This is a genomic window from Catenibacterium faecis (assembly GCF_014306455.1).
In the GTDB taxonomy this organism is placed as follows: Bacteria; Bacillota_I; Bacilli_A; order Erysipelotrichales; family Coprobacillaceae; genus Catenibacterium; species Catenibacterium mitsuoka_A.
In genome coordinates this window covers 41,890-68,074 of sequence record NZ_JACRWG010000001.1, presented here as the reverse complement: position 1 = coordinate 68,074, position 26,185 = coordinate 41,890, and the positions used below count along the sequence as shown (strand labels likewise).

Annotated in this window: 26 protein-coding genes; 21 read left to right on the top strand and 5 right to left on the bottom strand. The window is 33.4% G+C overall.

Features of this window, described 5'->3' with window-relative positions; translation table 11 throughout:
• Positions 1-253 precede the first annotated feature (253 nt).
• From cptIN to H8909_RS00420, 3 genes are all read left to right on the top strand, one after another.
• Complete coding sequence (gene cptIN, locus H8909_RS00430; RefSeq protein ID WP_117517354.1) at positions 254-739, top strand: type III toxin-antitoxin system CptIN family toxin; 486 nt, start codon at positions 254-256, stop codon at positions 737-739.
• Positions 740-1,060: 321 nt separating this feature from the next.
• Positions 1,061-1,651, top strand: coding sequence for a rubredoxin-like domain-containing protein (locus H8909_RS00425; RefSeq protein ID WP_187011486.1), 591 nt, complete (start codon positions 1,061-1,063; stop codon positions 1,649-1,651).
• A 175-nt stretch (positions 1,652-1,826) separates the two neighbouring features.
• Positions 1,827-2,198, top strand: coding sequence for a hypothetical protein (locus H8909_RS00420; protein WP_187011485.1), 372 nt, complete (start codon positions 1,827-1,829; stop codon positions 2,196-2,198).
• A gap of 97 nt (positions 2,199-2,295) precedes the next feature.
• Here H8909_RS00420 and H8909_RS00415 read toward each other — a convergent pair whose 3' ends face one another.
• Positions 2,296-2,481: a hypothetical protein gene (locus tag H8909_RS00415; protein WP_187011484.1), complete on the bottom strand. Its 186-nt coding sequence runs from the start codon at positions 2,479-2,481 to the stop codon at positions 2,296-2,298.
• 406 nt (positions 2,482-2,887) lie between these two features.
• Between H8909_RS00415 and hflX the strand changes: the two genes are divergently transcribed.
• The 8 genes from hflX (at position 2,888) to H8909_RS00375 (ending at position 10,706) form a co-directional block, all read left to right on the top strand.
• The gene (gene hflX / locus H8909_RS00410) at positions 2,888-4,096 is read left to right on the top strand and encodes a GTPase HflX (RefSeq protein ID WP_117458833.1); all 1,209 of its coding nucleotides are present in this window, start codon (positions 2,888-2,890) and stop codon (positions 4,094-4,096) included.
• 132 nt (positions 4,097-4,228) lie between these two features.
• Positions 4,229-5,641 (top strand): glycoside hydrolase family 1 protein, encoded by a 1,413-nt coding sequence (locus tag H8909_RS00405; protein ID WP_055233450.1) that lies wholly within the window; start codon positions 4,229-4,231, stop codon positions 5,639-5,641.
• Positions 5,642-5,778: 137 nt separating this feature from the next.
• The gene (rsxC, locus tag H8909_RS00400; protein WP_187011483.1) at positions 5,779-7,089 is read left to right on the top strand and encodes an electron transport complex subunit RsxC; all 1,311 of its coding nucleotides are present in this window, start codon (positions 5,779-5,781) and stop codon (positions 7,087-7,089) included.
• Between the two features lie 9 nt (positions 7,090-7,098).
• Positions 7,099-8,028: an RnfABCDGE type electron transport complex subunit D gene (locus tag H8909_RS00395; protein WP_187011482.1), complete on the top strand. Its 930-nt coding sequence runs from the start codon at positions 7,099-7,101 to the stop codon at positions 8,026-8,028.
• Positions 8,025-8,645, top strand: a complete 621-nt coding sequence (locus tag H8909_RS00390; RefSeq protein WP_202985872.1) for an RnfABCDGE type electron transport complex subunit G — start codon at positions 8,025-8,027, stop codon at positions 8,643-8,645. The genes H8909_RS00395 and H8909_RS00390 overlap by 4 nt, the downstream gene beginning before the upstream one ends.
• Positions 8,638-9,333, top strand: a complete 696-nt coding sequence (gene rsxE, locus H8909_RS00385) for an electron transport complex subunit RsxE (protein WP_055233453.1) — start codon at positions 8,638-8,640, stop codon at positions 9,331-9,333. The genes H8909_RS00390 and rsxE overlap by 8 nt, the downstream gene beginning before the upstream one ends.
• Positions 9,333-9,905 carry an electron transport complex subunit RsxA gene (gene rsxA, locus H8909_RS00380; RefSeq protein ID WP_187011481.1) on the top strand — a complete coding sequence of 191 codons (573 nt, stop codon included), beginning with the start codon at positions 9,333-9,335 and terminating at the stop codon, positions 9,903-9,905. The genes rsxE and rsxA overlap by 1 nt, the downstream gene beginning before the upstream one ends.
• Before the next feature lie 15 nt (positions 9,906-9,920).
• Entirely contained in the window at positions 9,921-10,706 is a 786-nt protein-coding gene (locus H8909_RS00375) for an RnfABCDGE type electron transport complex subunit B (RefSeq protein WP_238928179.1), read from the top strand.
• A gap of 23 nt (positions 10,707-10,729) precedes the next feature.
• On the opposite strand, the gene H8909_RS00370 is transcribed toward H8909_RS00375, so the two are convergent.
• Positions 10,730-11,698, bottom strand: a complete 969-nt coding sequence (locus tag H8909_RS00370) for an FAD:protein FMN transferase (RefSeq protein WP_187011479.1) — start codon at positions 11,696-11,698, stop codon at positions 10,730-10,732.
• A 37-nt stretch (positions 11,699-11,735) separates the two neighbouring features.
• On the opposite strand from H8909_RS00370, the gene H8909_RS00365 reads away from it, so the two are divergent.
• From H8909_RS00365 to H8909_RS00340, 6 genes are all read left to right on the top strand, one after another.
• Entirely contained in the window at positions 11,736-12,089 is a 354-nt protein-coding gene (locus H8909_RS00365; protein ID WP_187011478.1) for a NusG domain II-containing protein, read from the top strand.
• Positions 12,073-12,582, top strand: a complete 510-nt coding sequence (locus H8909_RS00360) for a Gx transporter family protein (RefSeq protein ID WP_187011477.1) — start codon at positions 12,073-12,075, stop codon at positions 12,580-12,582. Before H8909_RS00365 ends, H8909_RS00360 begins: the two co-directional genes overlap by 17 nt.
• Before the next feature lie 77 nt (positions 12,583-12,659).
• Positions 12,660-14,018 carry a sodium-dependent transporter gene (locus tag H8909_RS00355; protein ID WP_117458824.1) on the top strand — a complete coding sequence of 453 codons (1,359 nt, stop codon included), beginning with the start codon at positions 12,660-12,662 and terminating at the stop codon, positions 14,016-14,018.
• An 83-nt stretch (positions 14,019-14,101) separates the two neighbouring features.
• Positions 14,102-15,484, top strand: a complete 1,383-nt coding sequence (locus tag H8909_RS00350) for an ROK family protein (protein ID WP_187011476.1) — start codon at positions 14,102-14,104, stop codon at positions 15,482-15,484.
• 5 nt (positions 15,485-15,489) lie between these two features.
• A complete protein-coding gene (locus tag H8909_RS00345) occupies positions 15,490-16,407 on the top strand; it encodes a toprim domain-containing protein (protein WP_187011475.1) in 918 nt (305 codons plus the stop codon).
• Positions 16,408-16,421: 14 nt separating this feature from the next.
• Positions 16,422-16,895 carry an LURP-one-related/scramblase family protein gene (locus H8909_RS00340; protein ID WP_187011474.1) on the top strand — a complete coding sequence of 158 codons (474 nt, stop codon included), beginning with the start codon at positions 16,422-16,424 and terminating at the stop codon, positions 16,893-16,895.
• Positions 16,896-16,920: 25 nt separating this feature from the next.
• Here the strand turns inward: H8909_RS00340 and H8909_RS00335 are convergent, their stop codons facing one another.
• Positions 16,921-18,381 (bottom strand): C69 family dipeptidase, encoded by a 1,461-nt coding sequence (locus tag H8909_RS00335; protein WP_187011473.1) that lies wholly within the window; start codon positions 18,379-18,381, stop codon positions 16,921-16,923.
• Positions 18,382-18,495: 114 nt separating this feature from the next.
• Between H8909_RS00335 and H8909_RS00330 the strand changes: the two genes are divergently transcribed.
• Together H8909_RS00330 and H8909_RS00325 are read left to right on the top strand one after the other, a co-directional pair.
• Complete coding sequence (locus tag H8909_RS00330) at positions 18,496-18,948, top strand: RNA polymerase sigma factor (RefSeq protein ID WP_187011472.1); 453 nt, start codon at positions 18,496-18,498, stop codon at positions 18,946-18,948.
• Positions 18,941-20,056 carry a hypothetical protein gene (locus tag H8909_RS00325; RefSeq protein ID WP_187011471.1) on the top strand — a complete coding sequence of 372 codons (1,116 nt, stop codon included), beginning with the start codon at positions 18,941-18,943 and terminating at the stop codon, positions 20,054-20,056. Before H8909_RS00330 ends, H8909_RS00325 begins: the two co-directional genes overlap by 8 nt.
• Before the next feature lie 39 nt (positions 20,057-20,095).
• Here the strand turns inward: H8909_RS00325 and H8909_RS00320 are convergent, their stop codons facing one another.
• A complete protein-coding gene (locus H8909_RS00320) occupies positions 20,096-22,147 on the bottom strand; it encodes an elongation factor G (protein WP_187011470.1) in 2,052 nt (683 codons plus the stop codon).
• A 320-nt stretch (positions 22,148-22,467) separates the two neighbouring features.
• Between H8909_RS00320 and H8909_RS00315 the strand changes: the two genes are divergently transcribed.
• Together H8909_RS00315 and H8909_RS00310 are read left to right on the top strand one after the other, a co-directional pair.
• Positions 22,468-23,877, top strand: a complete 1,410-nt coding sequence (locus tag H8909_RS00315; RefSeq protein ID WP_187011469.1) for a PTS sugar transporter subunit IIC — start codon at positions 22,468-22,470, stop codon at positions 23,875-23,877.
• A 66-nt stretch (positions 23,878-23,943) separates the two neighbouring features.
• On the top strand, positions 23,944-24,795 hold the full coding sequence (locus tag H8909_RS00310; RefSeq protein ID WP_187011468.1) for a MurR/RpiR family transcriptional regulator: 852 nt from the start codon (positions 23,944-23,946) through the stop codon (positions 24,793-24,795).
• Positions 24,796-24,839: 44 nt separating this feature from the next.
• On the opposite strand, the gene H8909_RS00305 is transcribed toward H8909_RS00310, so the two are convergent.
• On the bottom strand, positions 24,840-26,069 hold the full coding sequence (locus H8909_RS00305) for an aminotransferase class I/II-fold pyridoxal phosphate-dependent enzyme (RefSeq protein WP_187011467.1): 1,230 nt from the start codon (positions 26,067-26,069) through the stop codon (positions 24,840-24,842).
• Positions 26,070-26,185: the final 116 nt, after the last annotated feature.

Below are 26,185 nucleotides of genomic sequence, written 5' to 3'. Positions count from 1 at the left end.
TTATAAAAACAGTAAAGCTATTGACTAAAGTACAAATATTCATTAAAATATAAATGAAAGATATATGTGTATATACATTTATATCTGGACATATTATTAAGTGAACAGAAATGTTCAAATATTATCCGCTAGCTGGTCCGCGGGATATAAAAGGCCAGCATTCAAATATTATCCGTTAATTCGTGTACGGGATATAAAAGACGAATGTTCAAAATGCCCCACTAAGGGGCATTTTATGTAGGAGTAAGATTTAATGATTCAATTAGGAAATCTATATTTTATAAAACAGTCATTTTTTGATTTGGTACAAGATAGTACATTACCAATCAATAAGCCAAGTGATGAAATGGGAGAACATGGACGTCCTTCTTTCTGTGCAATTAAGATAGATCAGGGCAATTATTACTGGGTAATTCCATTCTCTCATCAAGTTGAAAAATATCAGAAAGTATACGATAAGAATATTCAAAAATATGGTCGATGTGATACTATTGAGTTTGGGTATGTCTTAGGAGAGAAAAAAGCATTCTTGCTACAAAATATGTTTCCAGTAACTGAAGGATATTTTAAAAATGTGTATATTGATAAAAATACAAAAAAACCTATTGAACTCTCTGAAAAATTGAAACGTAGTTTAAAATCAAAAGCTAATAAACTATTATCGTTCTATTATAGAAAAGGTATCAAGTTAATGTTTACAGATGTAGAAGGCATTTTACAAAAATTGAATGTTATCTAAGAAATTAAATTCATGGATTGAATGCTCATGTTCTGGAGTTTATTTGGAGTTTAAAACCCCAAAAAATTCTAAAATGTTATATAGTATAGGTAAAGTCACTATTTAGAATAATCGCCTATTTATCAACTATTTTTAAGATGGGTGAAAGTAAGTAAAATACACCGATAATTGGTGTAGAATAAACTATTAAATTCCTATCACTTGTGTGGTGGGAATTTTTTTGTTTATAAGAAAAAGTCAAATCCATTGACATTGGATAATTATATGTTATACTTAAATAGTAATCATTCCTAATAAGGAATTAAAAAGGAGAAAAAGAATATGGCAAAATTTGTATGTAAAGTGTGTGGATATGTTTATGAAGGAGATGCAGCACCAGCTGAATGTCCAGTATGTCATGTAGGCGCTGATCAGTTCGAAGAAGTAAAAGGTGAAATGAAATTAGCTGCTGAACATGAATATGGTGTTTATGCTAAAACTGTAAAAAATAATCCTGATATCACTGATGAAGATAAAAAATATATCTTTGATCAGTTAAAAGCAAACTTTGAAGGTGAATGTTCAGAAGTTGGTATGTACTTATGTATGGCTAGAATTGCACATAGAGAAGGTTATCCAGAAATTGGTTTGTATTGGGAAAAAGCAGCTTATGAAGAAGCAGAACATGCTGCTAAATTTGCAGAAATGTTAGGTGAAGACTTAGAACCAAATATGAAAGCAACTACTAAGGATAACTTAGCTTGGCGTGTAGACTGTGAATTTGGTGCAACTGCTGGTAAGGTTGAACTTGCTACATGCGCTAAAAAGAACAACTTAGATGCAATTCATGATACAGTTCACGAAATGGCAAGAGATGAAGCAAGACATGGTAAAGCATTAAAAGGTTTATTAGATAGATATTTTGGAAAATAATTAAATCAGTAAGAATTTAAAGGCATCAACTTAAGGACTAAACATCCACAAAGTTGATGTCTTTTTTTGTTAATGTAAATTATAATTGTTTAATGAATAATTGTTTTAAGTTATCTAAAGTGATTTTCATAATGAAGGTCCTTATAAAAAAGATCTGGCTGAAGTAAATAAGAAAATGCAAGACTCTTATTCTTCAAAATATGATGTATCAATTAATTCTATGCTTTGTTCAAGTGGAAATCTAGGTATTGTGTATGATATCAAAGATAATGGAATCACAACAGATATTCAGTATATGTTATTATATTCTCTAGATAATCACAAACTAGAGACAATTGCATGTCGTTCCGATACAAGTGTAGAAAGAGCTGATTTCTATTTATGGTCCATTGTTTTGTTGAGAACTCTATCAGAAGAAGATCATTCTTCAACAGAATGGCTTTCATTACTTGCAGATTCAATGGATGGTCCTAATCAGGTAGGTGATTATTATTTCAAACTTGATATGGGTGATGAAAACTATATGTTTGTAGTATTACCTAAATAATTAAATGAGTGAGGAGCAGAAATGCTCCTTTTTGTTGATTATATGATTAATGTTTTTAAAAATTATAGTATAAAAAGAACTAGAGCTAAAATACACTCTAGTCCTTTTCTGATTTCGCAATATCTTCTCTAATCAGCTTTTTGATGTATCCCATTTTTGAATCAACTTGATCAAGCTTTTCAAGAATATCTGCATCTGTTTTCTTATTGAATGCAAGATTAACGCATTTTGTCATCTTTTTTGCATAGTTTGCACTTGCTTTCTTCTGTGCTTCAGTTGCCATGATTGCCTCTCCTTATAATAAATATGAAATTAAGAATACGAGCGCTGCAATAAGTCCGATGAGTTCAGTTGCTTTTAAGAATAATTTGTTCATTGTTTTCTTTGAAAAGTAGTATTACAATAGTAATGGGAAGAGAGGACTAGCCTCTCAAGCCATTATTTAATTTGGTTTACCAAGATTAGAGTCCATCTAATTAAAGAAATGATTCTAATCACTAGCGTTTCGATTAACCCTGTAATTCGAAACGCTTTTCTTTTACCACTTTATTGCCTCCAATGCCTATTATAATATAAATTGAATAAGTTATCACTATCTCTTTAGATATCTACAATATTAAAAGAATTCTTTTCTAAAACTCGTGTTATAATAGAATCGAGTCCAAAGAAAGGAATTCTTCTTATATTATATGAATAAAGCTATATTAGTTATGACATCGGACAATCCCTTCTACATAGATGAACTCAAATCATTATGTATTGCATGTGATATTGAAGTAGAAGATGTTGTTATTCAGAAATTAGAAAAAATTAATCCTGCCACTTATATTGGTAAAGGTAAAATAGAAGAAATCAGATTAAGATTAGATGGAGAAATGGTTATCTTTGATGATGAATTATCTCCATTACAGGTAAAGAACCTTACTGACCAATTACAAACAGAAGTAACAGATCGTACAGATTTAATTCTTCGTATATTTGAACAGCGTGCACAGACAAAAGAAGCAAAATTACAGGTAGAAATAGCTAGAGACCAATATTTATTACCAAGACTTGCAGGGATGCAGGAACATATGTCACATCAGCAAGGTGGTTCTGGGTTTAGAGGATCTGGTGAAAAACAGATTGAGTTAGATCGTCGTATCATCTCTAGAAAGTTGTCCCGTTCTAGAAAAGAACTGGCACAGATTGTAAAACAAAGACAAACACAAAGAGAAAGACGTAAACGTAATAATGTCCCTGTGATTGCCTTGGTCGGTTATACAAATAGTGGAAAGTCTACTTTGCTTAATACTTTATGTCAGAACAAAGAGAAAAAAGTATTTGAGAAGGATATGTTATTTGCAACATTACAGACTTCTACTAGAAATATCAAGATTAAGAATCATACATGCTTGCTTACTGATACAGTTGGTTTTATTGAACGTCTACCACACAATCTGATTCAGGCATTTCGTTCCACTTTAGAAGAAGTGAAAGAAGCAGATTTATTACTCCATGTTGTTGATTCAAGTTTTGAAGATTATCAATTACAGGTTGATACAACCAATAAGGTATTAGAAGAATTAGGGGTTGAAAATACACCTATGATCTATGTGTACAACAAGGTTGATTTAAATAAGTATGGTTATGTACATCCTGTAACGCCCTATGTTTTTATATCTGCGAAGGAAAAGATTGGCTTAGATTTGTTAGAAGATGAAATAAGTCATATCCTCTTTAAGGATTATGAAACTTTCCAATTAGGTATTCCTTATGATAAGGGAGAAGATTTCAAGTATCTCTATGAGCATACCTATGTGGAACAGGTTGACTATCGTGATGATTATATCTATTTACAGATAGAAGCTAAAAGACAGGATATTAAAGACTATCTTATGTACATCCTTTTAAATTAATGAAACGGAGTTTCATTAATTAATCATTTTTTGTATATTTTATGAAACGTTATAATAATCAATCTTGGAACAGTTTACATTTATAAGGCGTGATTGATAGAATGTATTCATAAGATAAAGGAGACACATAAAATGGAAAGAAAAATGCCAAAAGATTTTTACTGGGGTGGTTCAGTATCATCATTCCAGACTGAAGGACACAGAAATGAAGGTGGAAAGGGTGTTTGTATCTATGACGTAAGACCTATGAACCCTGAATTTTCTGACTGGAACGATGCAATTGATGAATACACTCGTTATGATGAAGATATCGCATTGATGAAAGGTATGGGATTCAACTTCTATCGTTTCTCAATCTGTTGGAGCCGTATCATTCCTAATGGTACATTAGATGAACCAGTGAACGAAGAAGGTGTAAAGTTCTACAGTGATTTAATTGATAAGCTACTTGCTGCAGGCATTGAACCAATGATCACTTTAGTGCATTTCGATATGCCTTATCATCTTGTAAAGAACTATAATGGTTTTGCTTCAAGATATGTTGTAGACTGTTTTGAAAGATATGCAAAAGTTTGTATTGAAAGATTTGGTGATAGAGTGAAACATTGGATGTCATTCAATGAACAGAACCTTCATTCAATGATGTTAAGAGTTTCTAACGCTGAAGAAATTCCTGAAGGTGTAAGTCTTCCTAAACATTTATATCAGGTAAACCACAATGTTATGATGGCTCATTGTAAAGCAGTACGTGCTTTAAGAGAAATGCAGCCAGATGCTAAGTTCTGTGGTATGGGTGCCATCACTAATATTTACGCATATGACAACAGCCCAGAAAATAACTTATTCGCAACTCAGGCTTATAACTTATTAAATGGTTATCTTGTTGATACATTTGCACAGGGTAAATATCCTGATTACTGGAATGCTTACTTAGAAAATCGTGGATGGATGCCTACATTTGAAGAAGGCGATGAAGAACTATTAAAATATACTGTAGACTATATCGCATTCTCTTATTATCGTTCTAATACAGTTAAGACTGGTGTCTTTGATTATGAAAGACCAGCTTGTGACTGTGTGAATGAACAGCAGATCCAGAATCCTCATTGTGAAGCCAATGAATGGCATTGGGAGATCGATCCAGTTGGATTCAGATGGACTTTAAATGATTTACATCATAGAACAGGTTTACCAGTATTCGTACTTGAAAATGGTATTGGATGGCGTGAAGATATGACTCAGGAAGAAGTAGACAAAATGCTTGCTGAAGGTCGTACAATCGAAGATGATTATCGTATCAACTATCATAGAGACCATATCCGTGAAATGGAAAATGCAATGTTTGAAGATGGTGTAGACTGTTTAGGTTATATTACTTGGGGACCAATCGATATCCTAGCTAGTATGTGTAATATGGATAAGCGTTATGGATTTGTTTATGTTAATAGAACAAATAAAGATTTAAGAGATATGAAACGTATTCCAAAGAAATCTTATAATTATATCAAGAAAGTATTCGAATCTAACGGTGCTGATTTAGACTAATACTTGCTTAGACCATGCGAAATGCATGGCCTTTTTTTATGTGAATTTATAAACGTTTAGTGAATAAATTAACTTAATGTAAAGGCTTTCATTTTTTCTCATATCGTCCTAAAATAGTATTAAAGGAGATTTGAGATATGATTACTTTTAGAGGTGGCGTCCATCCCTATGATGGAAAAGAATATACGAAAGATAAACAAATAGAAAAATTAGAAGCCAGCCAGGAGGTTGTTTTTTTAATGAAACAGCATATTGGTGCACCAAGTATTCCTGTAGTAAAGGTTAAAGATGAAGTACATGTAGGTACATTGATTGCTCAGGCGGGTGGTTATGTATCAGCCAATATAATGTCTTCTGTCTCGGGTATTGTGAAACGTATTGAAAAAAGACAGGATGCATCAGGTCATTACCAGGATGCAGTCGTTATAGAAAATGATGGAAATTATACTTCTGATTATGAGGCACATGAAAATAATATCGATACACTTACTTTTGAAGAAAAGATAGAAAAAGTAAAAGAAGCAGGTGTAGTTGGCCTAGGTGGAGCAGGCTTCCCAACACATGTGAAGCTCAATGTAAAAGAACCAGAAAAAATAGAATATGTTATTGTGAATGGAGCTGAGTGTGAGCCTTATCTTACATCTGACTATCGTTTGATGCTTGAAAGATCTAAAGAACTGGTTGAAGGATTAAAGATCATGTTAACTCTTTATCCTCATGCTGTAGGCTATATTGGAATTGAAGATAATAAGAAAGAAGCGATTCATACATTAGAAAAACTATGCGCACATGAAGAAAGAATAAGCGTTAAAGTATTGAAGACCAAATATCCACAGGGTGGAGAAAGAATGTTGATAGAAGTATTGACTGGAAGAAGACTGAATTCAAAGATGCTTCCTCTTGATGTTGGTTGTATTGTAGATAATGTGGCCACAGTTCTTGCAATTAGAGATGCGATTAAATATGATCGTCCTTTAATTTCTACAGTCATGACACTCACAGGAGACGGCTTGAATACTCCTTGTAATGTAGAGGTTCTTGTAGGAACTGATTTCCAGTTTATTGTTGAATCACGTGGTGGTTTGAAAGAGAATGTAAAGAAAATCATCAGTGGAGGCCCAATGATGGGTATTTCACTTATTTCTCTTCATATTCCTGCAGTAAAGACAAGCAGTTCTATTCTTGCTTTTACTCATGATGAAGTGGCATTAAATATGCCTACAGTTTGTATTAGATGTGGGCGCTGTATAGATGCCTGTCCAAGTCATCTCATTCCTCAAAAGCTTTATCAGGCTTCTTTGAAGAATGATATCAATACATTCATACAGCTGAATGGTATGGAATGTATAGAATGTGGATGCTGCAGTTATGTATGTCCTGCAAAAAGAAATATGACACAGGCTATTAGAAAATGTAAGTCAACTGTCGCATCTCTTAAAAGAAAGTAGGGGAATGTTATGAATAAACTATTACATACATCATCATCACCTCATGTACGTGATCAAACAGATACAACACGTATTATGATTGATGTCATTATCGCATTGATGCCTGCAACACTCTATGGAATTTATCAATTTAAGTTAAATGCAGCACTTATTGTCGTTTTATCAGTGCTTACTTGTGTATTATCTGAATATCTATTTGAATACTTTATGAAGAAGGCTATTACAATCAAGGATTGTTCTGCGATTGTAACAGGACTCATTCTTGCATTAAATCTTCCATCCACTGTTCCTTTATGGATACCAGTCATAGGCGCTCTATTTGCGATTATTATCGTAAAACAGTTATATGGTGGGTTAGGACAGAATTTTATGAATCCTGCTTTAGCTGCACGCTGTTTCTTGCTTATTTCATTTACTGGACGAATGACAAATTTCGTCTTTGATGGTGTCACTACTGCAACGCCACTCGCAATTCTTGAAACGAGATCTCATTATGACTTGTTCCGTCTATTTATCGGTACAACAGCTGGGACTATTGGTGAAACATCCACTCTGATGATTTTACTAGGTGGCGCTTATATGTTAGTAAAAAGAGTCATTAAACCAACTATACCAGTGGCTTATCTTCTTTCTTTCTCACTCTTTACTCTTATTTTTTCACCATTCCGTTTTGATTTCTATTATCTCGCATGTCAGTTATGTGGTGGAGGTTTAATGCTTGGATGCTTCTTTATGGCCACTGATTATGTAACAACACCTATTAATTTTGAAGGCCAGATTGTCTTTGGTGTTTTAATAGGAATACTCACTGGTTTATTTAGATTCTTTGGGACAACTACAGAAGGTGTTTCTTATGCGATTATTCTAGGAAATCTTGTTGTACCTCTTATTGAGAAATATACACTTCTCTATAAAACAAAGAAGGCGGTGGTATCATGAATATAAAGAGAATCATCAAGGATACATGCATCTTATTTATCATTACTATTGTATCTGGTTGTCTCCTTGGTTTTGTTTATAATTCTACAAAAGATAAAATAGCCGCAAAACAAGAAGAAACAAAGATTCTTGCCTATAAGCAGGTTATGAGTGAAGCAGATGATTTCAAGGCTGATTACAGTAAACTCATTCAACAAAGCCCAAAGCTTCTTACAAAAGATTATGGAAAGAATGGTATTGAAATCACCAATGCTTTAGGGGCTTATAAAGATAATAAATTACAAGGCTATGTCATTCAGGTGACTGATAAAGATGGCTTTGGTGGTGAAATAGAACTTATTATTGGAATTGATTTAAACAAACAGATTAAAGGCGTAGAAATCTTATCTATTAATGAAACAGTAGGGCTCGGTATGAACGCGAAGAATGAATCTTTTAGATTACAATATTTGAATAAGAAGGTGGATTCATTTGTCATAACTAAAACAGGTAAAGAGAAAGATAATGAAATTGATTCTCTTTCTAGTGCCACTATTACTTCTAAAGCAGTCACAAATGGTGTCAATGGTGCCCTTGATTTCTATGATCTGTTGAAAGGAGATGGACAACGTGAATAAATATATCAAACCTGTTTATAATGGCATTATTAAAGAAAATCCTACATTTGTCTTAATGTTAGGTATGTGTCCAACTCTTGCTGTCACAACTTCAGCTATGAGTGGGATGGGTATGGGACTTACGACAATGGCTGTACTTATTATGAGTAACTTTGTGATTTCCGCATTACGTAAGATTATTCCTGAACGTGTTAGAATTCCAGCTTATATAGTTATCGTGGCAACTCTTGTGACTGTTGTACAGCTCCTATTACAGGCAAATCTTCCATCTTTATATGATACATTAGGTATTTATATTCCTCTTATTGTGGTTAACTGTATTATTCTAGGCCGTGCAGAAGCATTTGCATCTAAGAACAATCCTATTCTTTCTATATTAGATGGTGTAGGTATGGGTTTAGGATTTACTTTAGCCCTTACTTGTATTGGACTCGTGAGAGAACTTTTAGGTGCTGGTACTGCTTTTGGTTATACAATCATGCCAAAAGCCTATGAACCTATTTCTATTTTTATCATGGCTCCAGGGGCATTCTTTGTCTTATCCATGCTAACCGCAATACAAAATAAATTAAAACTACCAAGCGCAACCAACATTGAACATTCTTCTACACTTGAATGTGGTGGAGATTGCACACATTGTCATGGTATTACTTGCTTTGAAGAATATAAGAAGGAGGCGCAGAAATAATGAAAACATTACTTTTAACTTTAATTAGTGTCTCTTTAGTCAATAACGTTGTTTTATCTCAATTCTTAGGTTTATGTCCATTCTTAGGTGTTTCTAAGAAAATAGAAACAGCAGCAGGTATGGGAGGCGCCGTTATATTTGTTATTACGATTGCTTCAGCTGTCACTTCGCTTCTTTATCGATTATTAGTGAAATTCCATGTAGAATATCTAGAAACAATTGCATTTATTCTTATTATTGCAGCACTTGTCCAATTAGTAGAATTATTCTTAAAGAAATATTCACAAGGGCTGTATCAGTCTCTAGGGGTTTATTTACCACTGATTACAACAAACTGTGCCGTACTTGGCGTGGCTTTGACGAATGTGCAGAATCATTATAATTTCATTACAAGTGTTGTCGCTGGTTTTGGAACATCTGTAGGATTCACTCTATCTATTATTATTCTTGCAGGAATTAGAGAAAGAATAGAAGATAATGATATTCCTCATAGCTTCAAAGGGTCTCCTATTGTATTGATTACTGCAGGTTTGATGGCCGTTGCCTTTATTGGCTTTTCAGGTTTGATTTAAAGGGGGAGAATGAATATGAAGTCAATTATGATTGCAACTCTCCTTGTTGGTTTGATAGGGCTATTTATTGGAATAGTTCTTGGTATTGCGAGTGAGAAGTTTAAGGTTGTTGTAGATGAAAAAGAGCAGAAAATCAGATCTGTTCTTCCAGGTAATAACTGTGGTGCTTGTGGTTATCCGGGATGTGATGGCTTAGCTCATGCCATTGCGCAAGGAGAAGCACCTAGTAATCAATGTCCTGTAGGAGGTAATGAAGTAGGCGCAAAGATTGCCTCTATTTTAGGACAGCAAGCACAGGTAAGTACACGTTATACAGCCTTTGTGAAATGTAAAGGAACTTGTGATAAAGTCACACCTGTATCTGATTATTCAGGTATTAAAGATTGTTTAAGTGCTGCATTAGTACCAGGTAAAGGTGGTAAGATGTGTACTTCAGGCTGTATTGGTTTAGGAAGCTGTGTACAGGCTTGTGATTTTAATGCAATCCATATTATAAATGGTATAGCTGTTGTAGATAAGGAAAAATGTAAAGGATGTCAGAAATGTATGGAAGCATGTCCTAATCATCTGATTGAAATGGTACCTTATGATGCAATACATCGTGTTCAATGTAATTCTCATGATAAGGGTCCAGTTGTCACTAAAAGCTGTCAATCAGGTTGTATTGGCTGTCGTTTATGTACAAGGGTATGTCCAAATGGAGCGATTACTGTCGATGATTTCTTAGCACATATAGATTATTCTAAATGTACAAATTGTGGGGCATGTGTAGAAAAATGTCCTAGAAAAGTCATTCAATAAAAAAATCCCTTTATTGGGATTTTTTAAGAGTGCTTGAAGTGTGTTGTATAAGTGATTTGATTATTTGTATCAATAAAGCATGCTTCTACATCGTCTAGTGACTCAGTGAGTGCTTTACCTTTTTCGAGTCCTAAAGAGAAACATACAGTACTTAATGCATCACCCTGCATTGAAGAAGGGGATACAATAGTAACACTAGCAAGCCCGTTATCATAACTATAACCCGTACGAGGGTTTAAAATATGATGATAAATATGATGGTTCACTTTCATCTGTCGTTGATAAATGCCACTTGTTACAACTGATTTATCTTCTATTTTAGTACTTATAATAGATTCATTTGTTTTTTGAGGATTGGTGATTCCAATACGATATCCTTCTGTCATCTTATCTCCGACACATAGGATATTACCGCCAAGATTAATCAAGGCATTATTGACTTTATGTTGGATTAAATACTCTTTAAGTTTATCTGCGATATATCCTTTCGCTATTGCACCTAAATCTATCATTGTATCAGGATTCTTATAGAGTATTCTTTTGTAATCACAGATAATATTTTGATAGTTGACTGATTGAAGACTTTCTTTTATGAGAGTTTCATCGGGTAAAATTGCTTTAGCACTTTTGAAATCCCACAAAGAACTGACAGCACCAATCGTAATATCAAAAGTACCTTTTGATAACTCACTATAATAAAGTCCCTGTTTAATGACAGAGGCGAGTTCATTAGAAATAGTTTGATATTGGGTTTTATTCTTATTATGATTAATTTGATAGAGTTCACTAGAAGTATTTGTGGTAGAGAAGATCAGCTCATATTTCTTACATAAATCAAAGCAGTTATTTAGAATCTTTTTTGAAGATGAATCATATAAAGTAATAGAGACAATTGTATCTAAACAGAACTTTTTCTGAGTAATGGGTTCATTATTAGGCTTACAGCCACTAAGTAAAGAAAAACATAGGATAAGTGAAAGTATTCTTTTCATAAAGCACCTCCTTATTCTATTATACAAGGAGGAAATAATGAAAAACAGAAAATATGATATTTATGTGTTGACTGTTTTATTGATTGTAGCTGCTGCTTGTTTTCTTCTTCGTCCTCAGTCAAAAAGTAATATAATTAAAATTACTTTAAACAAAGAAGTTTATGGCTATTATGATCTAAATAAAAATCAAACAATACATATTAATAAAGAGAATACATTAAAAATAGAAAATCACAAAATAAGAATGATTTCAGCTACCTGTCCAGATCATTTATGTATCAAGCAGGGGACAATTAATAAAAAGGGGCAGAGTATCATCTGCCTTCCTCATAAACTCATTGTAGAGGTGGTGTCAGGAGGTGAAAACAAACAGGATGATCAAGCATACTAGAGTCAGACAATTGTGCTTTCTTGCAATATTTTGTACTATATCTATCATATTGAATTATATAGAAATGTTGTTTCCTATTTATTTAGGAATCCCTGGCGCAAAACTTGGTTTAGCCAATATTGTATCTTTGACTATTCTTTTATGCTTTGGATTTAAATATGCAGTCGGTGTCGCATTGCTTCGTATCTTTATTATAGGAATCACATTCACAAATCCTTATATGATGCTTTATAGCTTAGCTGGAGGCCTTCTTTCTATTAGTATTATGGCATTGATGGTAAAGACACATCTCTTCTCAAATATCGTTGTCTCTATAATAGGAGGCGTATCTCATAATATAGGGCAGTTACTTGTTGCCTTTGTCTTCTTTTCTACCTCTGCCTTTGTCTATTATCTTCCATATCTGATATTACTTGGTATTGTATCAGGCACGGTGGTAGGAATAATCGCACAAATCATATATATTAAAATAAAAAGGCATATTATTGGGTAAAATATGGGAGTGAAACATTTCCATATTATTTTGTATATGTTATTATAAGGCGGTATGTTTAAAAGAAGGGTGAAATTATGAAAGAACGTGAACAATTTAAATCGAGAATAGGCTTCCTGCTTCTTTCTGCAGGATGTGCTATTGGTATTGGAAATGTATGGAGATTCCCTTATGTTGTAGGACAAAATGGTGGAGGAATCTTTGTCTTCTTCTATTTGATTTTCTTGCTTCTTATTGGTGTTCCGATTCTAAGCATGGAATTCTCTGTGGGACGTGCAAGTGCTAAAAGTCCAGTTAAAGCTTATCAAACTTTAGAAAAGCCAGGACAGAAGTGGCATTTACATGGTTATGTTGGGTTATTAGGTAACTTCTGTTTAATGATCTACTATACTACAGTGTCAGGATGGATGTTGAACTATTTCTATAAGTTCTTAACAGGTGGATTTACAGGAGTCAAAACATCTCAGGTTGCATCAGTTTTCCAGAATGTATTATCTAGTCCATCTCAGAATGTATTCTGGATGATAGTAGTTGTTGTTATTGGTATGTTAGTATGTTCAATGGGATTACAGAATGGTGTAGAAAGAATTACAAAAGTCATGATGATTGGCTTACTTGGACTCATTGTAGTTCTTGCAGTACATGGGTTAACACTTGATAATGCGATGGCAGGTGTTAAATTCTATTTATATCCAGACTTTAATAAAATCAAACATATTGGCTTATTAAATGTGATTGTAGCGGCAATGAACCAGTCTTTCTTTACTTTAAGTATCGGTATTGGTTCAATGGCGATATTCGGTAGCTATTTAAAGAAAGATAAAACTCTTTTAGGGGAAGCAGTGAATGTTGCAGTGTTAGATACATTTGTCGCTATTGTGGCAGGTCTTATCATCTTTCCAGCATGTTTCTCATTTGGAGTAAATCCTGACAGTGGCCCTAGTCTCATCTTTATTACTTTGCCTAATGTCTTTTTATCAATGACAGGAGGTAGAATCTGGGGTGCTCTATTCTTCCTATTTATGGCTTTCGCATCATTATCTACAGTCATTGCAGTATTTGAAAATATTATTGCCTGCACAATGGAATTATGGAACATCACAAGAAAGAAATCAGTAATCATTAATTTAATTCTTATTACTGTATTCTCATTACCTTGTGCTTTAGGTTTTAATGTCCTTGACTTCTTGCAGCCTCTTGGCAGTGGTTCAACAATATTAGATTTAGAAGACTTTATCGTAAGTAATCTTCTCTTACCACTTGGTTCTCTTGTTTATTTATTATTCTGTACATCTCGCTTAGGATGGGGATTCAAGAATTATCAAACAGAAGCCAATATGGGTGATGGTCCTAAGATTCAGAACTGGATGCAGGGTTATCTTACAATTATATTGCCTATTGCGGTCATATTCGTATTTATCAGCAGTTTGATTTAAACAGTGGATTCCACTGTTTTTTTCTTTAGAGAATTCTTCTTAATATGAGTATAATATAAATAGAGAGAGAAAGGAGGCTTTTTATGACAAAGCAACAATATCAATTATGGATTTTAGAACATCAATCAGATGATTATATTTTAGAAAGAAAGAATGAAGATCTTATACAGCTTGATACATCCTATGCAGTAGCTTCTGTACAGTTTTCTTCTATTGAAGACAATACACTAGTAGAAATTTCTATTGTTTCAAAGAAGGATGAGCGTACTAAATTTTATCTTCATTTTGAATTGAAGGAAGAAGAACATGCTAAAAAACTCTTTGATGAGATGGTTGAAACGCTGATTCGCTTAAAGGGCGAAAAGAAAGTCAGAGTATTATTATCTTGTTCTGCTGGTTTAACAACTTCGATGTTTGCATCTATGCTTACTGAAGCGGCTGCTACGCTAGGATTGGATTATGAATTCAATGCAGTGAGTTGTATGAATATTTATGAAGAGGCGGATCATTATGATTTAATACTGATTGCACCTCAGATTGGTTATATGCTGAATCGTTTAAGAAGCAGTCTCCCCGATCATCTTATTCTACAGATACCTACAGCTTATTTTGCATCCTATAATACAGGAGAAACAATACAGTTTATACAAAAATCATTGGATGATTATTGTAGAAAGAAAAACGATAATAAGAAAAAAATATGTCATTGTAAGAAATCTCAAAAGCGTATTTTATCCATTGTTATTCAAATCAATAAAAATAAGCAGCGTATCTCTTATCGTCTTTATAATAAGAATGAGGTACTAGATGAAAATCTGATTATCAAACCTACCTATAGAATTCAGGATCTTTATGATATTATTGATACACTCTTATTAAAGTACACTTTTATTGATTGTATTAGTATTGCGACACCAGGTATTGTGAATGATAATAAGCATTTTGTAGAGGCTTATACAGGAAGTATCATTGATATTCATGAATTATTTGAAGAAAAATATCATATAAGTACATATGTATTTAATAATGCGAATGCTGCCTGTGTGGGCTTTTCTTTAGAGCATCCTGAATATTCTCATATTATTTTCCATTCTCAGCCATTTGGTGTTGGTCATGGAGGACAGGGAATCATTGCTAATAAGATGCTTCTTACAGGATATAAAGGTATTGCAGGAGAGTTAAGGTATTATCTTCATCGTATGCAGTTGTCTGATGATGAAAATAAGCTGATCTGGACAGAAGCAGGGGCTTTAGAAGTTGTTACAAAAGCTTTATTACCTTCTATTATTACAATAGGACCAGAGGCAGTGGCTATCAGTTGTCGTATGACGCCGGATATGAAGGAAATAAAGAAGACACTTTCTTCTTTCATCCCAGAAGAATATCTTCCAGAATTTTATTCTATTCAGGATCCTATTCCTTATATGCTAGATGGTCTTGCTCATCTTGCTGATGAAATAATTTAAAGACTATGAAAAGAAACCGTATAGAACATGTGAAGAAATATAGTATGCTTTCTCTTGTAGAAGATTTAGGCTTTACTCTTGTTTATGAGAGTTCTAATTACTATCATCTTGAGGAACATGATTCATTAAAAATCAGAGTAAATATCAATAGATTCTATTGGTATTCAAAAGGATTTGGGGGAGACACGATTACATTATGCCAGACATTGGGTTTAGAAAAGAATCCAGAATTTCATTCTTTTATTTATACGATTCTTTATCTGGAAATGAGAATGTATAAGAATCCTCATCATGAATTTAAAAAGATTAAAAGACAAGAGAGAAAACTCTATTTACCACGTAAAGATATTAATAATAAGAAGGTCTATTATTATTTATATGAAAGAGGCATTAGTCTCAATATTATTGATTATTTTATTGATCATGATTATCTCTACCAGGAAGCAGTGCACCATAATCTTGTCTTTGTATCTTATAAAGGAAGTCAACCAGTATTCATAAGTAAAAGGGGAAGTGTGATAAATAATCGTTATATGCGTGAGCAGGCAGGAAATGATTATAACCATTGCTTTTATATATCGCATAACTCATCACTGCTTATTGTGACTGAATCTATTATTGATATGATGTCTCTAATGACTCTTACAAATAACTTTAAGAAGTATGATTATCTATCACTTAATTCTGTCTCTCATTATCGTGCACTCTTTTATCATTTAGAACATCAACCAATAGAAAGAGTCCTATTAAGATTAGACAATGATCAAGCAGGAAGAGGGGCAGTTCATACAATCGTTGATATTTTAAATAAGAACTATCCCTCTATTGAAATAGATATAGCCTATCCTTATAGGCATAAAGATTGGAATGATTATCTTGTTTATGGTATTAAGCAAAAAGAAAATGATATAATTGTATTCTAGAGAGGATGAGATACATGAAACTTATATTAAAACAAAAGATCTTTAGTTTGATGGATAGTTATAATATCTATGATGAACATGATCAGGTTGTCTATACAGTAAGCAGTCGTCTTTCATGGGGTCATAAATTAGACGTATATGACCCATCAGGTTATTGTCTAGCAACCATTAAAGAAGAAATATTCACATTCATGCCAAGATTTAGTATCTACATAGATGATCATTATATCGGTTCATTCCAAAAGAAAATCAGTTTCTTATTTCCTAGATATGTCCTAGAATTTAATGATTGGGTCATTGATGGAGATTTCATGAATTGGAATTATAGTATAAATGATTCTGATCATGAGATAGCAACTATATCAAAAGAATTATTTCATTTTACTGATGTCTATGTCATTGATGTTCATAATAGCCAGGATGCACTTTATGCATTGCTTGTAGTACTAGCAATAGATGCTGAAAAGTGTTCAGCCTCAAATAACTAAAAAAAAGAAGCCGAGGCTTCTTTTCTTATGCATCAGAACGGGCAAATTTATTCTTCATAGTAAAGCTTAATTCATCTAAGACAAGATGTAATGTCTTTGAAGTTTCCTTCTTCAACATATCAGCTGCCTTTTGATTGGCTTCATGTCTTAGCTCTGTTTTTCTTGCTTCATCTGTTTCTTTTTCAATTAGTTCATCATATGTATGAATAATATGATGTGAATGAGATTGTACCACTCTTTGATAACGTTCAATATGGATGGCTGATTGTTTATCACATGCATCAGCCATAGCTCCTATAAGTCTATTGGCCCAATAGAAGTTATCAGTAGATACTTCGCCTGTTGTATTACTGTAATATTCAGGTACGGTATCAATATGAATATATAATGGAACAAGTGTATTGAATACATTTGAACCAAATGTAAACCATTCAATAGGTTCCTGTCCCTGTCTTACCTGTAATACAGATAAGAAGTCGTTTCTATTGATTCCTACAGGACGTAATGCACCTTTATTAGATAAATCTCCACGCGTAATATATGGATCATAACGCGTATTCTGGAAATGCGTGGATAATGCATATTTTACATCTTCAACAGTAATCTTTCTTTCAGGTACCATAGTCCAAGGAATATCATCAGAAAATGGTGTAAAGTCTGCATTTTCTCCATCCCATTTATAAGTACGTGGATTTAAATAACGTCTAATAAACCAATCACGTGGTGTGTTATAGACATGATCTGAATCATCATGTGAACCAAATGCATAACGTGCATTAAATGAATCATCTAGATTTAAACATAAATGATTCTTTTCAATAAATTCCTTTAAATCATCACTACATAAATGATTTTCTTTAGTAGTAAAAGCGTCCTTTAAATCAAATGTATCAATACCTAACTGGTTAGGCATTACAACATAAGCATCATCAGGTACTCTTCTTGCAATCCAATGATGACCACCAATAGTTTCTAACCACCAGATTTCATCATGATCAGAGAAGGCAATTCCGTTCATTTCATATGTTCCATACTTTTCTAGTAATGAACCAAGTCTTAAAACACCTTCTCTTGCACTATGAATATAAGGTAATACAAGATAGACAATATCTTCTTCACCAATACCGCCTGGTGTATTTGTTTCTTCATCATATTCTACAAGTGGATCAGCCCCTAATACACGAGGATTAGAAGTGATTGTTTCTGTCGCTGTCATTGCGACTTCGGCTTCATTAATTCCACTTGCTGCCCAGATACCTTCACCTTTTAAGGCATTTGGCATCGCAGTATATCTCATTGGATTATCAGGTAATTGAATCTTTAAATGAGATAATACTGTTTCATATTCTCTTTTTTGTTGTTCTGGATGAATCACTGCAAGTTTCTTTGGTGTAAATCTTGTAGATTGTGAATCATCATTTCTTGCGATTAAGGTAGAACCATCATAAGATGCATTCTTACCTACTAGTAATGTCGTACATGGCATACATTCTCTCCTCCTTGTAGACTTTATTATAGACCCTAAAGTAAAATAATTCAGCACATATGTGCAACCAAATGGAGGAAATCATCGTATTAATAGTGAAGGGAGGAAAATATCATGACAATAGAAGATGTAATTGATACCTATGGGGATATGGTGACTCGCATTTGTATCATGAATTTGAGAAATAGTGATGACGCGAAAGACTGTTTTCAAGAAGTTTTCATTAAACTCTATAAGCACGGCATAATAGAAGACCATGATTATCTAAAACACTGGCTGATTCGTGTCACAATCAATACATGTAAAGATTATCGTCGTGTTTTCTATAAGAAGACAATTAATATAGAAGATGTGCTTATACAAGATGAGAAGAAGGATTATGTATTGCTTCCTGTGATATTAGATATGCCAACGCGTTATAAGAATGTACTTTATCTATATTACTATGAAGGATATAAAACAGATGAAATTGCAGAAATATTAAAGATGAATATCAATACAGTGAAATCAAGATTAAAAAGAGGAAGGGAGATACTAAAGAAGAAAGTGGGTGAGGATGATGAATAAATGGAAGGAATTTGATGATATTCATACGCCAGAAGATTGGAAGAAGATCACATATACACAAAAGAAAAAACATTATTCATTTTCTATGGTTTTAACTGCTGTTATTGTATGTATTTCTTTAATAACTGTCAGTGCATTTCATTCTGATATGTCAGAATGGCTGACAAATCACTTTTCTAAAGAGGATATTCATCCTGTTGAGAATGTGGCTTTTAAGGATATCAGCTGGGTTGAGGCTCCTTTTGGATATACATATACCAAGGATGATAAAATAAAAAATATTTATCTTATGCATCATAATCAAATCAAACTACAAAAACCACGTACATATAAGGGTGTTTATAAGAAACCATTCTCTTTTAAGTATGTGCGTTATCACCATGATATTTTCATGTATGATTTTTCAGAAAACATATGGTATGGTGTTAATCGTATATTTAACAATACTGTCTATTTATCTACAAAAGAGAATGATATCATTGCCTTGAATATGAAGACAGGAAATATTGAAGCAATAACCACTGATCATCGTTCTGTAAATCCATACCTATCACCTCATGGACGTTATCTATTTATTAATAAGCAGGATGAGTATTGGACAATCTATGATACAGTCAATAAGACAGAAAAGATTGTGCCTGATATATGTGGGTATGCTTTATCAAATGAACATTCATTTTATGGTGATGATTATATTATTACTTATGGTGATGATTATACGATTGTGATTGATTGTGCAACGCAGAAGGTGGTTGAAAAATGGAATGGTATTACTGAATTTGCGTCTGCATTTGAATTAGTAGATAATACAATCATTAATCATGTCACTAGAAAGAGTTGTGAAATAAAGGAAGAAAATTATCGTATAAAAATTGCAAGTTCTACAAGTCAATATCTTCTTATCACAAATGAAAATGAAGATTCTTTCTATGATAAGCATGTCAATTATTATCTCTATGATATTCAAAAGAATAGCTATGTCCCATTATCTTTACCATTTAAAAATGGTGTTGATATTTCACTCTATGAATATGAAGGAGAAAACAAATTGATCATCTATGATGATAAACAAAGCTATTTAGTCAATCTTCAATCATTGTTCCAATAGAAAAGCGGGGGAGTTCAAAAACTAAATTCCCTCGCTTCATTATTTATTTAAAATCTTTTTTACTACATTCGCAGGTGCAAATTCATAATCAAGGAATTCCATTTCAAATACACCTTGACCTTGAGTCATAGAACGAAGATCAACTGCATAGTTCATCACTTCACTCATAGGCGCTTCTGCAATAATCTTAATTAATCCATCTTCAAATACATCAGAACCGATGACTCTCGCACGTAATGTATTTAAATGACTCATAATATCACCTGTAAACTCATCATCAATAATAACCTTCATCTTCATATATGGTTCAAGTAATGCAGGTTCTGCCTTAGGCATCGCTTCCTTGAAGCACATAGATGTTGCAGTCTTAAAGGCCATTTCAGAAGAGTCAACAGAATGATAGGCACCATCAATAAGAGTTGCTTCAATACCTAATACTGGATAACCACCTAAGCATCCTGCTTTTACACTTTCAATAAGTCCCTTTTCAACAGCAGGGAAATAAGTACGAGGTACAGCACCACCAAATACTTCTTCCTTAAAAATATAAGGCTTATCATAATCACGAGAAGGTTTGAAAGTAATTTCTACTTCACCAAACTGTCCATGACCACCAGATTGTTTCTTATATCTTGTTCTTTGAGTCACTTCCTTTTTGATTGTTTCACGATAAGGAATCTTGACATCTTCAAACTTTGCTTCTACCTTAAATCTTGCTTTTAATTTATTAAGCACTGTATCAAGATGAATATCACCAATACCAGATAAGCATTGTTGCTTTGTTTCTTCGTTATATTCATAAACTAAAGTAGGATCCTCTTCGAGTAATCTATTAATCGCATTCGCAATCTTTTCTTCATTGCTCTTACCAAGAGGTACAATAGCTTTCTTATAATATGGTTTAGAATATTCTGTATCAGGAATAAGGATAGGAGAACGTGGATCACATAATGTATCATTTGTATGACATGTAGTTGAACGTGTAAATGCACCAATTTCCCCTGCATGAAGTTTATCTACTTCAATCAAGTTTTTACCCATAGGCTGATAAATCTTCACAATCTTTTCATCTTCTTTTTCTTTTGGATTATAAAGAGTCATACCTGCATATAAAGTACCACTTGTTACTTTGAAATAAGAAGTCTTACCTACAAATGGGTCAGTGATTGTCTTGAAGACAAATAAGCTTGTAGGCGAATCTTCATTACATTCTAAGATCTTTTCATCATCTTTCTTTAAATCCTTTACAATAAGTGCATTCTTTGGATGATTGGCTGAATCAAAGAAAGCACACATAGAATTCAAGATAATACTAATACCAATACGATCAGTACCACAAAGTACAGGAATCAAACTACCATCAGTTACACCCTGTCTTAATGCATTAGAAATCTCTTCTTTTGTGAAAGGTTCTTCTTCTAAATATTTTTCAAGTAATTCATCACTTGTATTCGCCACGGCTTCATCAATCATTGCCTTGATTGGTAATACTTCATCCATCATATCTTCAGGAATAGGGGCAACATGCGTCTGACCATTTTCAAACATACGTCCTTCCATCTTTGCAACATTGACATAACCAACCATCTTATTATTATCCATGATTGGTACCTGTATTGGGGCAATACCCTTACCATAAGTATCCTTTAACTGCTGAAGCTTTGTAGGATAATCACTATTTGGATTATCTAATCCATTAATATAGATGATCTTACCTTTATCTCTTGCCTTATACATTGCCTGTTTGGTACCTGCTGAAATACCCGCATAACTTGGACAAATAATTAAAGCAGATTCACAAACAGATAAAGCAGCTTCTGTTTCACCTACGAAGTCAAAAGTACCAGGAACATCTATTAAATTAATCTTACAGTTATCCCATTCAATCGGAACGATTGATAAATTAATAGAAGACTGACGTGCAATCTCCTCAGCACTATAGTCACTAATTGTATTACCACTTTGGATATTACCAATCTGACCAATTGATCCAGCGCGGTAAGCCATAGTTTCTACTATACTTGTTTTACCACATCCAGAATGTCCTAAAACAGCTACATTTCCAATTTCGTGCGCATGATAATCTCTCATAAACATCTACCACCTTTCTAATGCACTTCTATGTAATGTAAATCTATAGAAATATTTTATCATACATCATTTTAATAATGGAAAATAATCACTGTTTTAAAAAAAGTTTTCTAAAATAAGGAGTGAAAGGTTATAATTGAAATGAAAGTACTTTGGTAAATAGATTATAACTGTATCATATTTACAAGATAATGATATGTGAAAAAGAGTTCTTTGTAACAATCGTGCTCGTGATAGCGCATCCATGGACTTACATTTTAAATTGTGTAAAATAGTACCTGTACAAGAGTTACGCCGACTCTTGAAAGGGAGGAAATTAAATGGACGCTTTTGCTGATAAGCTAGGACGTGTCGGTGCTTGGTGTGGTCAGAATAAGTACTTGAATGCAATCAAGAATGCATTCCAGAACTTTATGCCAGCTACAATCTCAGGTGCCGTTGGTGTTCTTTGGACAAACGTTTTAGTAAATGATTCAACAGGTTTAGGTGCTTTATGGTCTCCAATTATGGTTCTTAAAGTTCTTAACCCAATTTTTACTGCAATGCAGTATGCTACAATCTCATGTATTACTATTGGTATTACTATGCTACTTGCTTCTGAAATTGCTGAAGCAAATGGTGAAACTGGTGCTTTCCCAGCTGTATTAGGCTTCGTCTTATGGATGATGGTAACTCCAACTTCATTTGCTGCAAAAGATTTATCTGCTTCTTTCATCGATAAAGCTGGTAAATCTCATGGTTATACTTTAGGTAAATTTATTAATGTGACTGGTGAAGCTGCTAAGCATAAAATTTCAGCTGATAGCTTTACTTACAGTGGTATTTTAAATAACTACACTGCTGCAACTGGTTTATTCACAGGTTTAATTGTTGCAATCGTTGGTATGGAAATCTACAACATGTTCCGTAAGAATGATTCATTAAAGATCAAGATGCCTGAACAGGTTCCACCTGGAGTTGCTCGTGCATTCGAAGTATTAATTCCAACTTGCTTAACTGCAATCATTATTGGTGCAGTAGGATTAGTATGTCAGTTAGCTACTGGTTCTGAATTAAACGCATTTATCTTTAATGTCGTTCAGAAACCATTACAGAGCTTAATTGGTAACAACATCTTTGCAGTTGCTATTCTTTATGTAATTATCTCATTATTCTGGTGCGTAGGTATTCATGGTAACAACATGGTTTCTGCTGTTAAGGAACCAATCTTCAGACCATTACTATATGCTAACACAGCTGCATTTACTGCAGGTGCTGCTCAGAAGGATATTCCATATGTAATGAACTTAACTATGTTACAGATGTTTGGTGAATTCGGTGGTTCTGGGGTTACAATCGGTTTAGTAATCGCAATTCTTATCTTCTCTAAACGTGAAGATAACAGAACTATCGCTGGTATCTCTGTTGTTCCAGGCTTATTCAACATCAACGAAACTATGACATTTGGTGTGCCTCTAGTATTGAACCCAATTCTAGACATTCCATTTATCATTGCTCCAGTAGTTACACTTGTTGTAGGTTATCTATTAGTTTCTAGTGGATTCTGTCCTAAGATCGTACTTGAAGTACCTTGGACAATGCCACCAGTATTCTTAGGATTCTTATGTACAGGTGGTAGCCCAATGGGTGCAGTATCACAGTTAATCGTTATCGCATTATCTGTTGTAATCTATACACCATTCTTGATTGCTTACGAAAAGTATCAGGCTAAACAGTCTGAGGCTGAATAATCAATCATTTCTAGGTACTTTCTAGGCGGGAAAGTACCTTTTTATGCGTATAAGGGAGGAAAAGTTATGTTATTAGATGAACTTATAGAATCTGGAGGAAACCTTCAGGAAGGTATTGAATTAAATACAAAACTCAGTGATGCTGAAAAATCAATCTGTCAGTATATTATCGAACATTTAGATCAGGTGCCTTATATGTCTTCAAGAGAATTAGCGCGTTTGACTTATTCTAATCCAACATCTATATTGAGACTCTCTAGAAAGTTCGGTTATGCCAATTTTAATGACTTTAAATTTGATATTGTATTAAAACTACGCGATATGCATATGCCTAAAGTAGAACTTGACAAAAATGATAGTGGACTTGAATGCATTAATAAAACAGCGCAACTTTATGATAATGTAATCGCACGCACAAAAAATAATATATCACTTGCACAATATGATGAAATTATTGATGTATTAAATAAATGTGAGGCAATTGATATTATTGCGACAGATATGAACGCAGATATTGCGCATTATGCGCAACATATTTTGATGCCAATTGGTAAACCAATTCATGTTTATGAAAATCAGGACTTACAGGTACATGCTAGTCTAAATGTTCCATCAACTCATGTTGTTATCTTGGTCACTAAAACTGGCTTTAAACGACATATTCTGGATAATGCACGTATATTATGCCGTAGAGGTATTACAACTATTGCTATTACACCAGATGATAAAGGACCAATCTCTAAATGTGTCACATATATAATCAAGGCAGAAAGCAATGAGACACTTATGAAATTACGAGATGTTATTTTCAGTATTTCTACTAAGTTTATCTTTGATTTATTCTTTACATCTTTATGTGCTATCAACTATGAGAATACATTGAATTCTGATGAATTTTACAATAAAACTGTTGGTTAAAACAAATAAAAAGGATTGAGCCATTTGACTCAATCCTTTTGCTTTTACTGAATTGTATCTAAGATATCCTTCATTTTCTTTGCTAGACCTTTAGTCTTTTCTACTGATAATGAACAGATAGCGACACGAATACCAAGATTAACCTTTACAGTAAAGATATTGTTTGCCATTAAAGCTTCATGATATTTATCACGAGTTTCATTATCCATAGCAAGTGTAACGAAGAAACCTTCTTTATATGGGTAATACTTTAATCCTACTTCATCTGCTTCAGAAGTAAAGATATCTCCTCTTTCTTTTAATAACTTCACATATTTTAATCTTTCCTGATCATATTCTTCACCATGGTTATCTAATACATCTACAAATGTTTCCATTGCCCCATTGTTGATATTTGACCAAGTTGCACGAGCATTCTTTTCAAATACGATCTTTACCTGATTCACTGATTCTTTCTTCTGACCTAAGATGATTGCTGCACCACATCTTAAACCATAGCTTGTCATTGACTTAGATAATGAGAATGAAACAACCACAATCACATTATCGCTGATCTTGTCAAACTGACCAAAATAAGTCTTAGCTTCTTTTTGACGGCTTGAGAAATCAATATAAGCAATATCATTTAATAATACAATAGCATGAGTCTTGCTGCATTCATTTAAGAAAGTAATCACTTCATCCCATTCTTCATGAGTTAAAGAATAACCAGTAGGGTTATGACATGGGTCATTGATAACAATCACTAACTTATTCTGCTTCTTCATTGTTTCAAGACATGTTTCCTTGAAAGAGGCAATATTGAAATGATCTCCTTCAAATAAAGAATACTTAGCCATTTCAAGATTATGCATCTGAGCCATTAATGCATAACTACCCCATGCAATTTCAGGAAGGATGACAGTCTGACCTTCATCTAAACATTCCTGAATAGTCATAGATACAGCACCAGTTCCTCCTGGAGTTGCCACTACTTCATGTTCAAGATGGCTATTACCATCGAGTACCCAATCATAAGCCTTCTGTCTAAATGTAGGGTTACCAGTAAAGCTTGCTGCATACTTTGCAAGAACCTTATTATCAAGATTCTTTAAAGAATTGAAGACACTGTCCAATGCGACAAGCTGACCTTCTTCATTATATAAAGAACCGATAGTTGCATCTACAACCTGATCAGCTCCATACTTTTCTTTCGCTTCCTTTGCTTTCGCAACAATAGTAAATACTGTATCTACTATTGGCTGCTGATTTACGCTATCTTTTACGAAATTCATACGTTATCCTCCGCTTGTTTAGTAATATAGATACTATTCTAATACGCTAATGCATTTGAAACAAGTCAACAAAGCGATATTTCTCATTTGTTTCACAAAATCATTGTATTTTAATG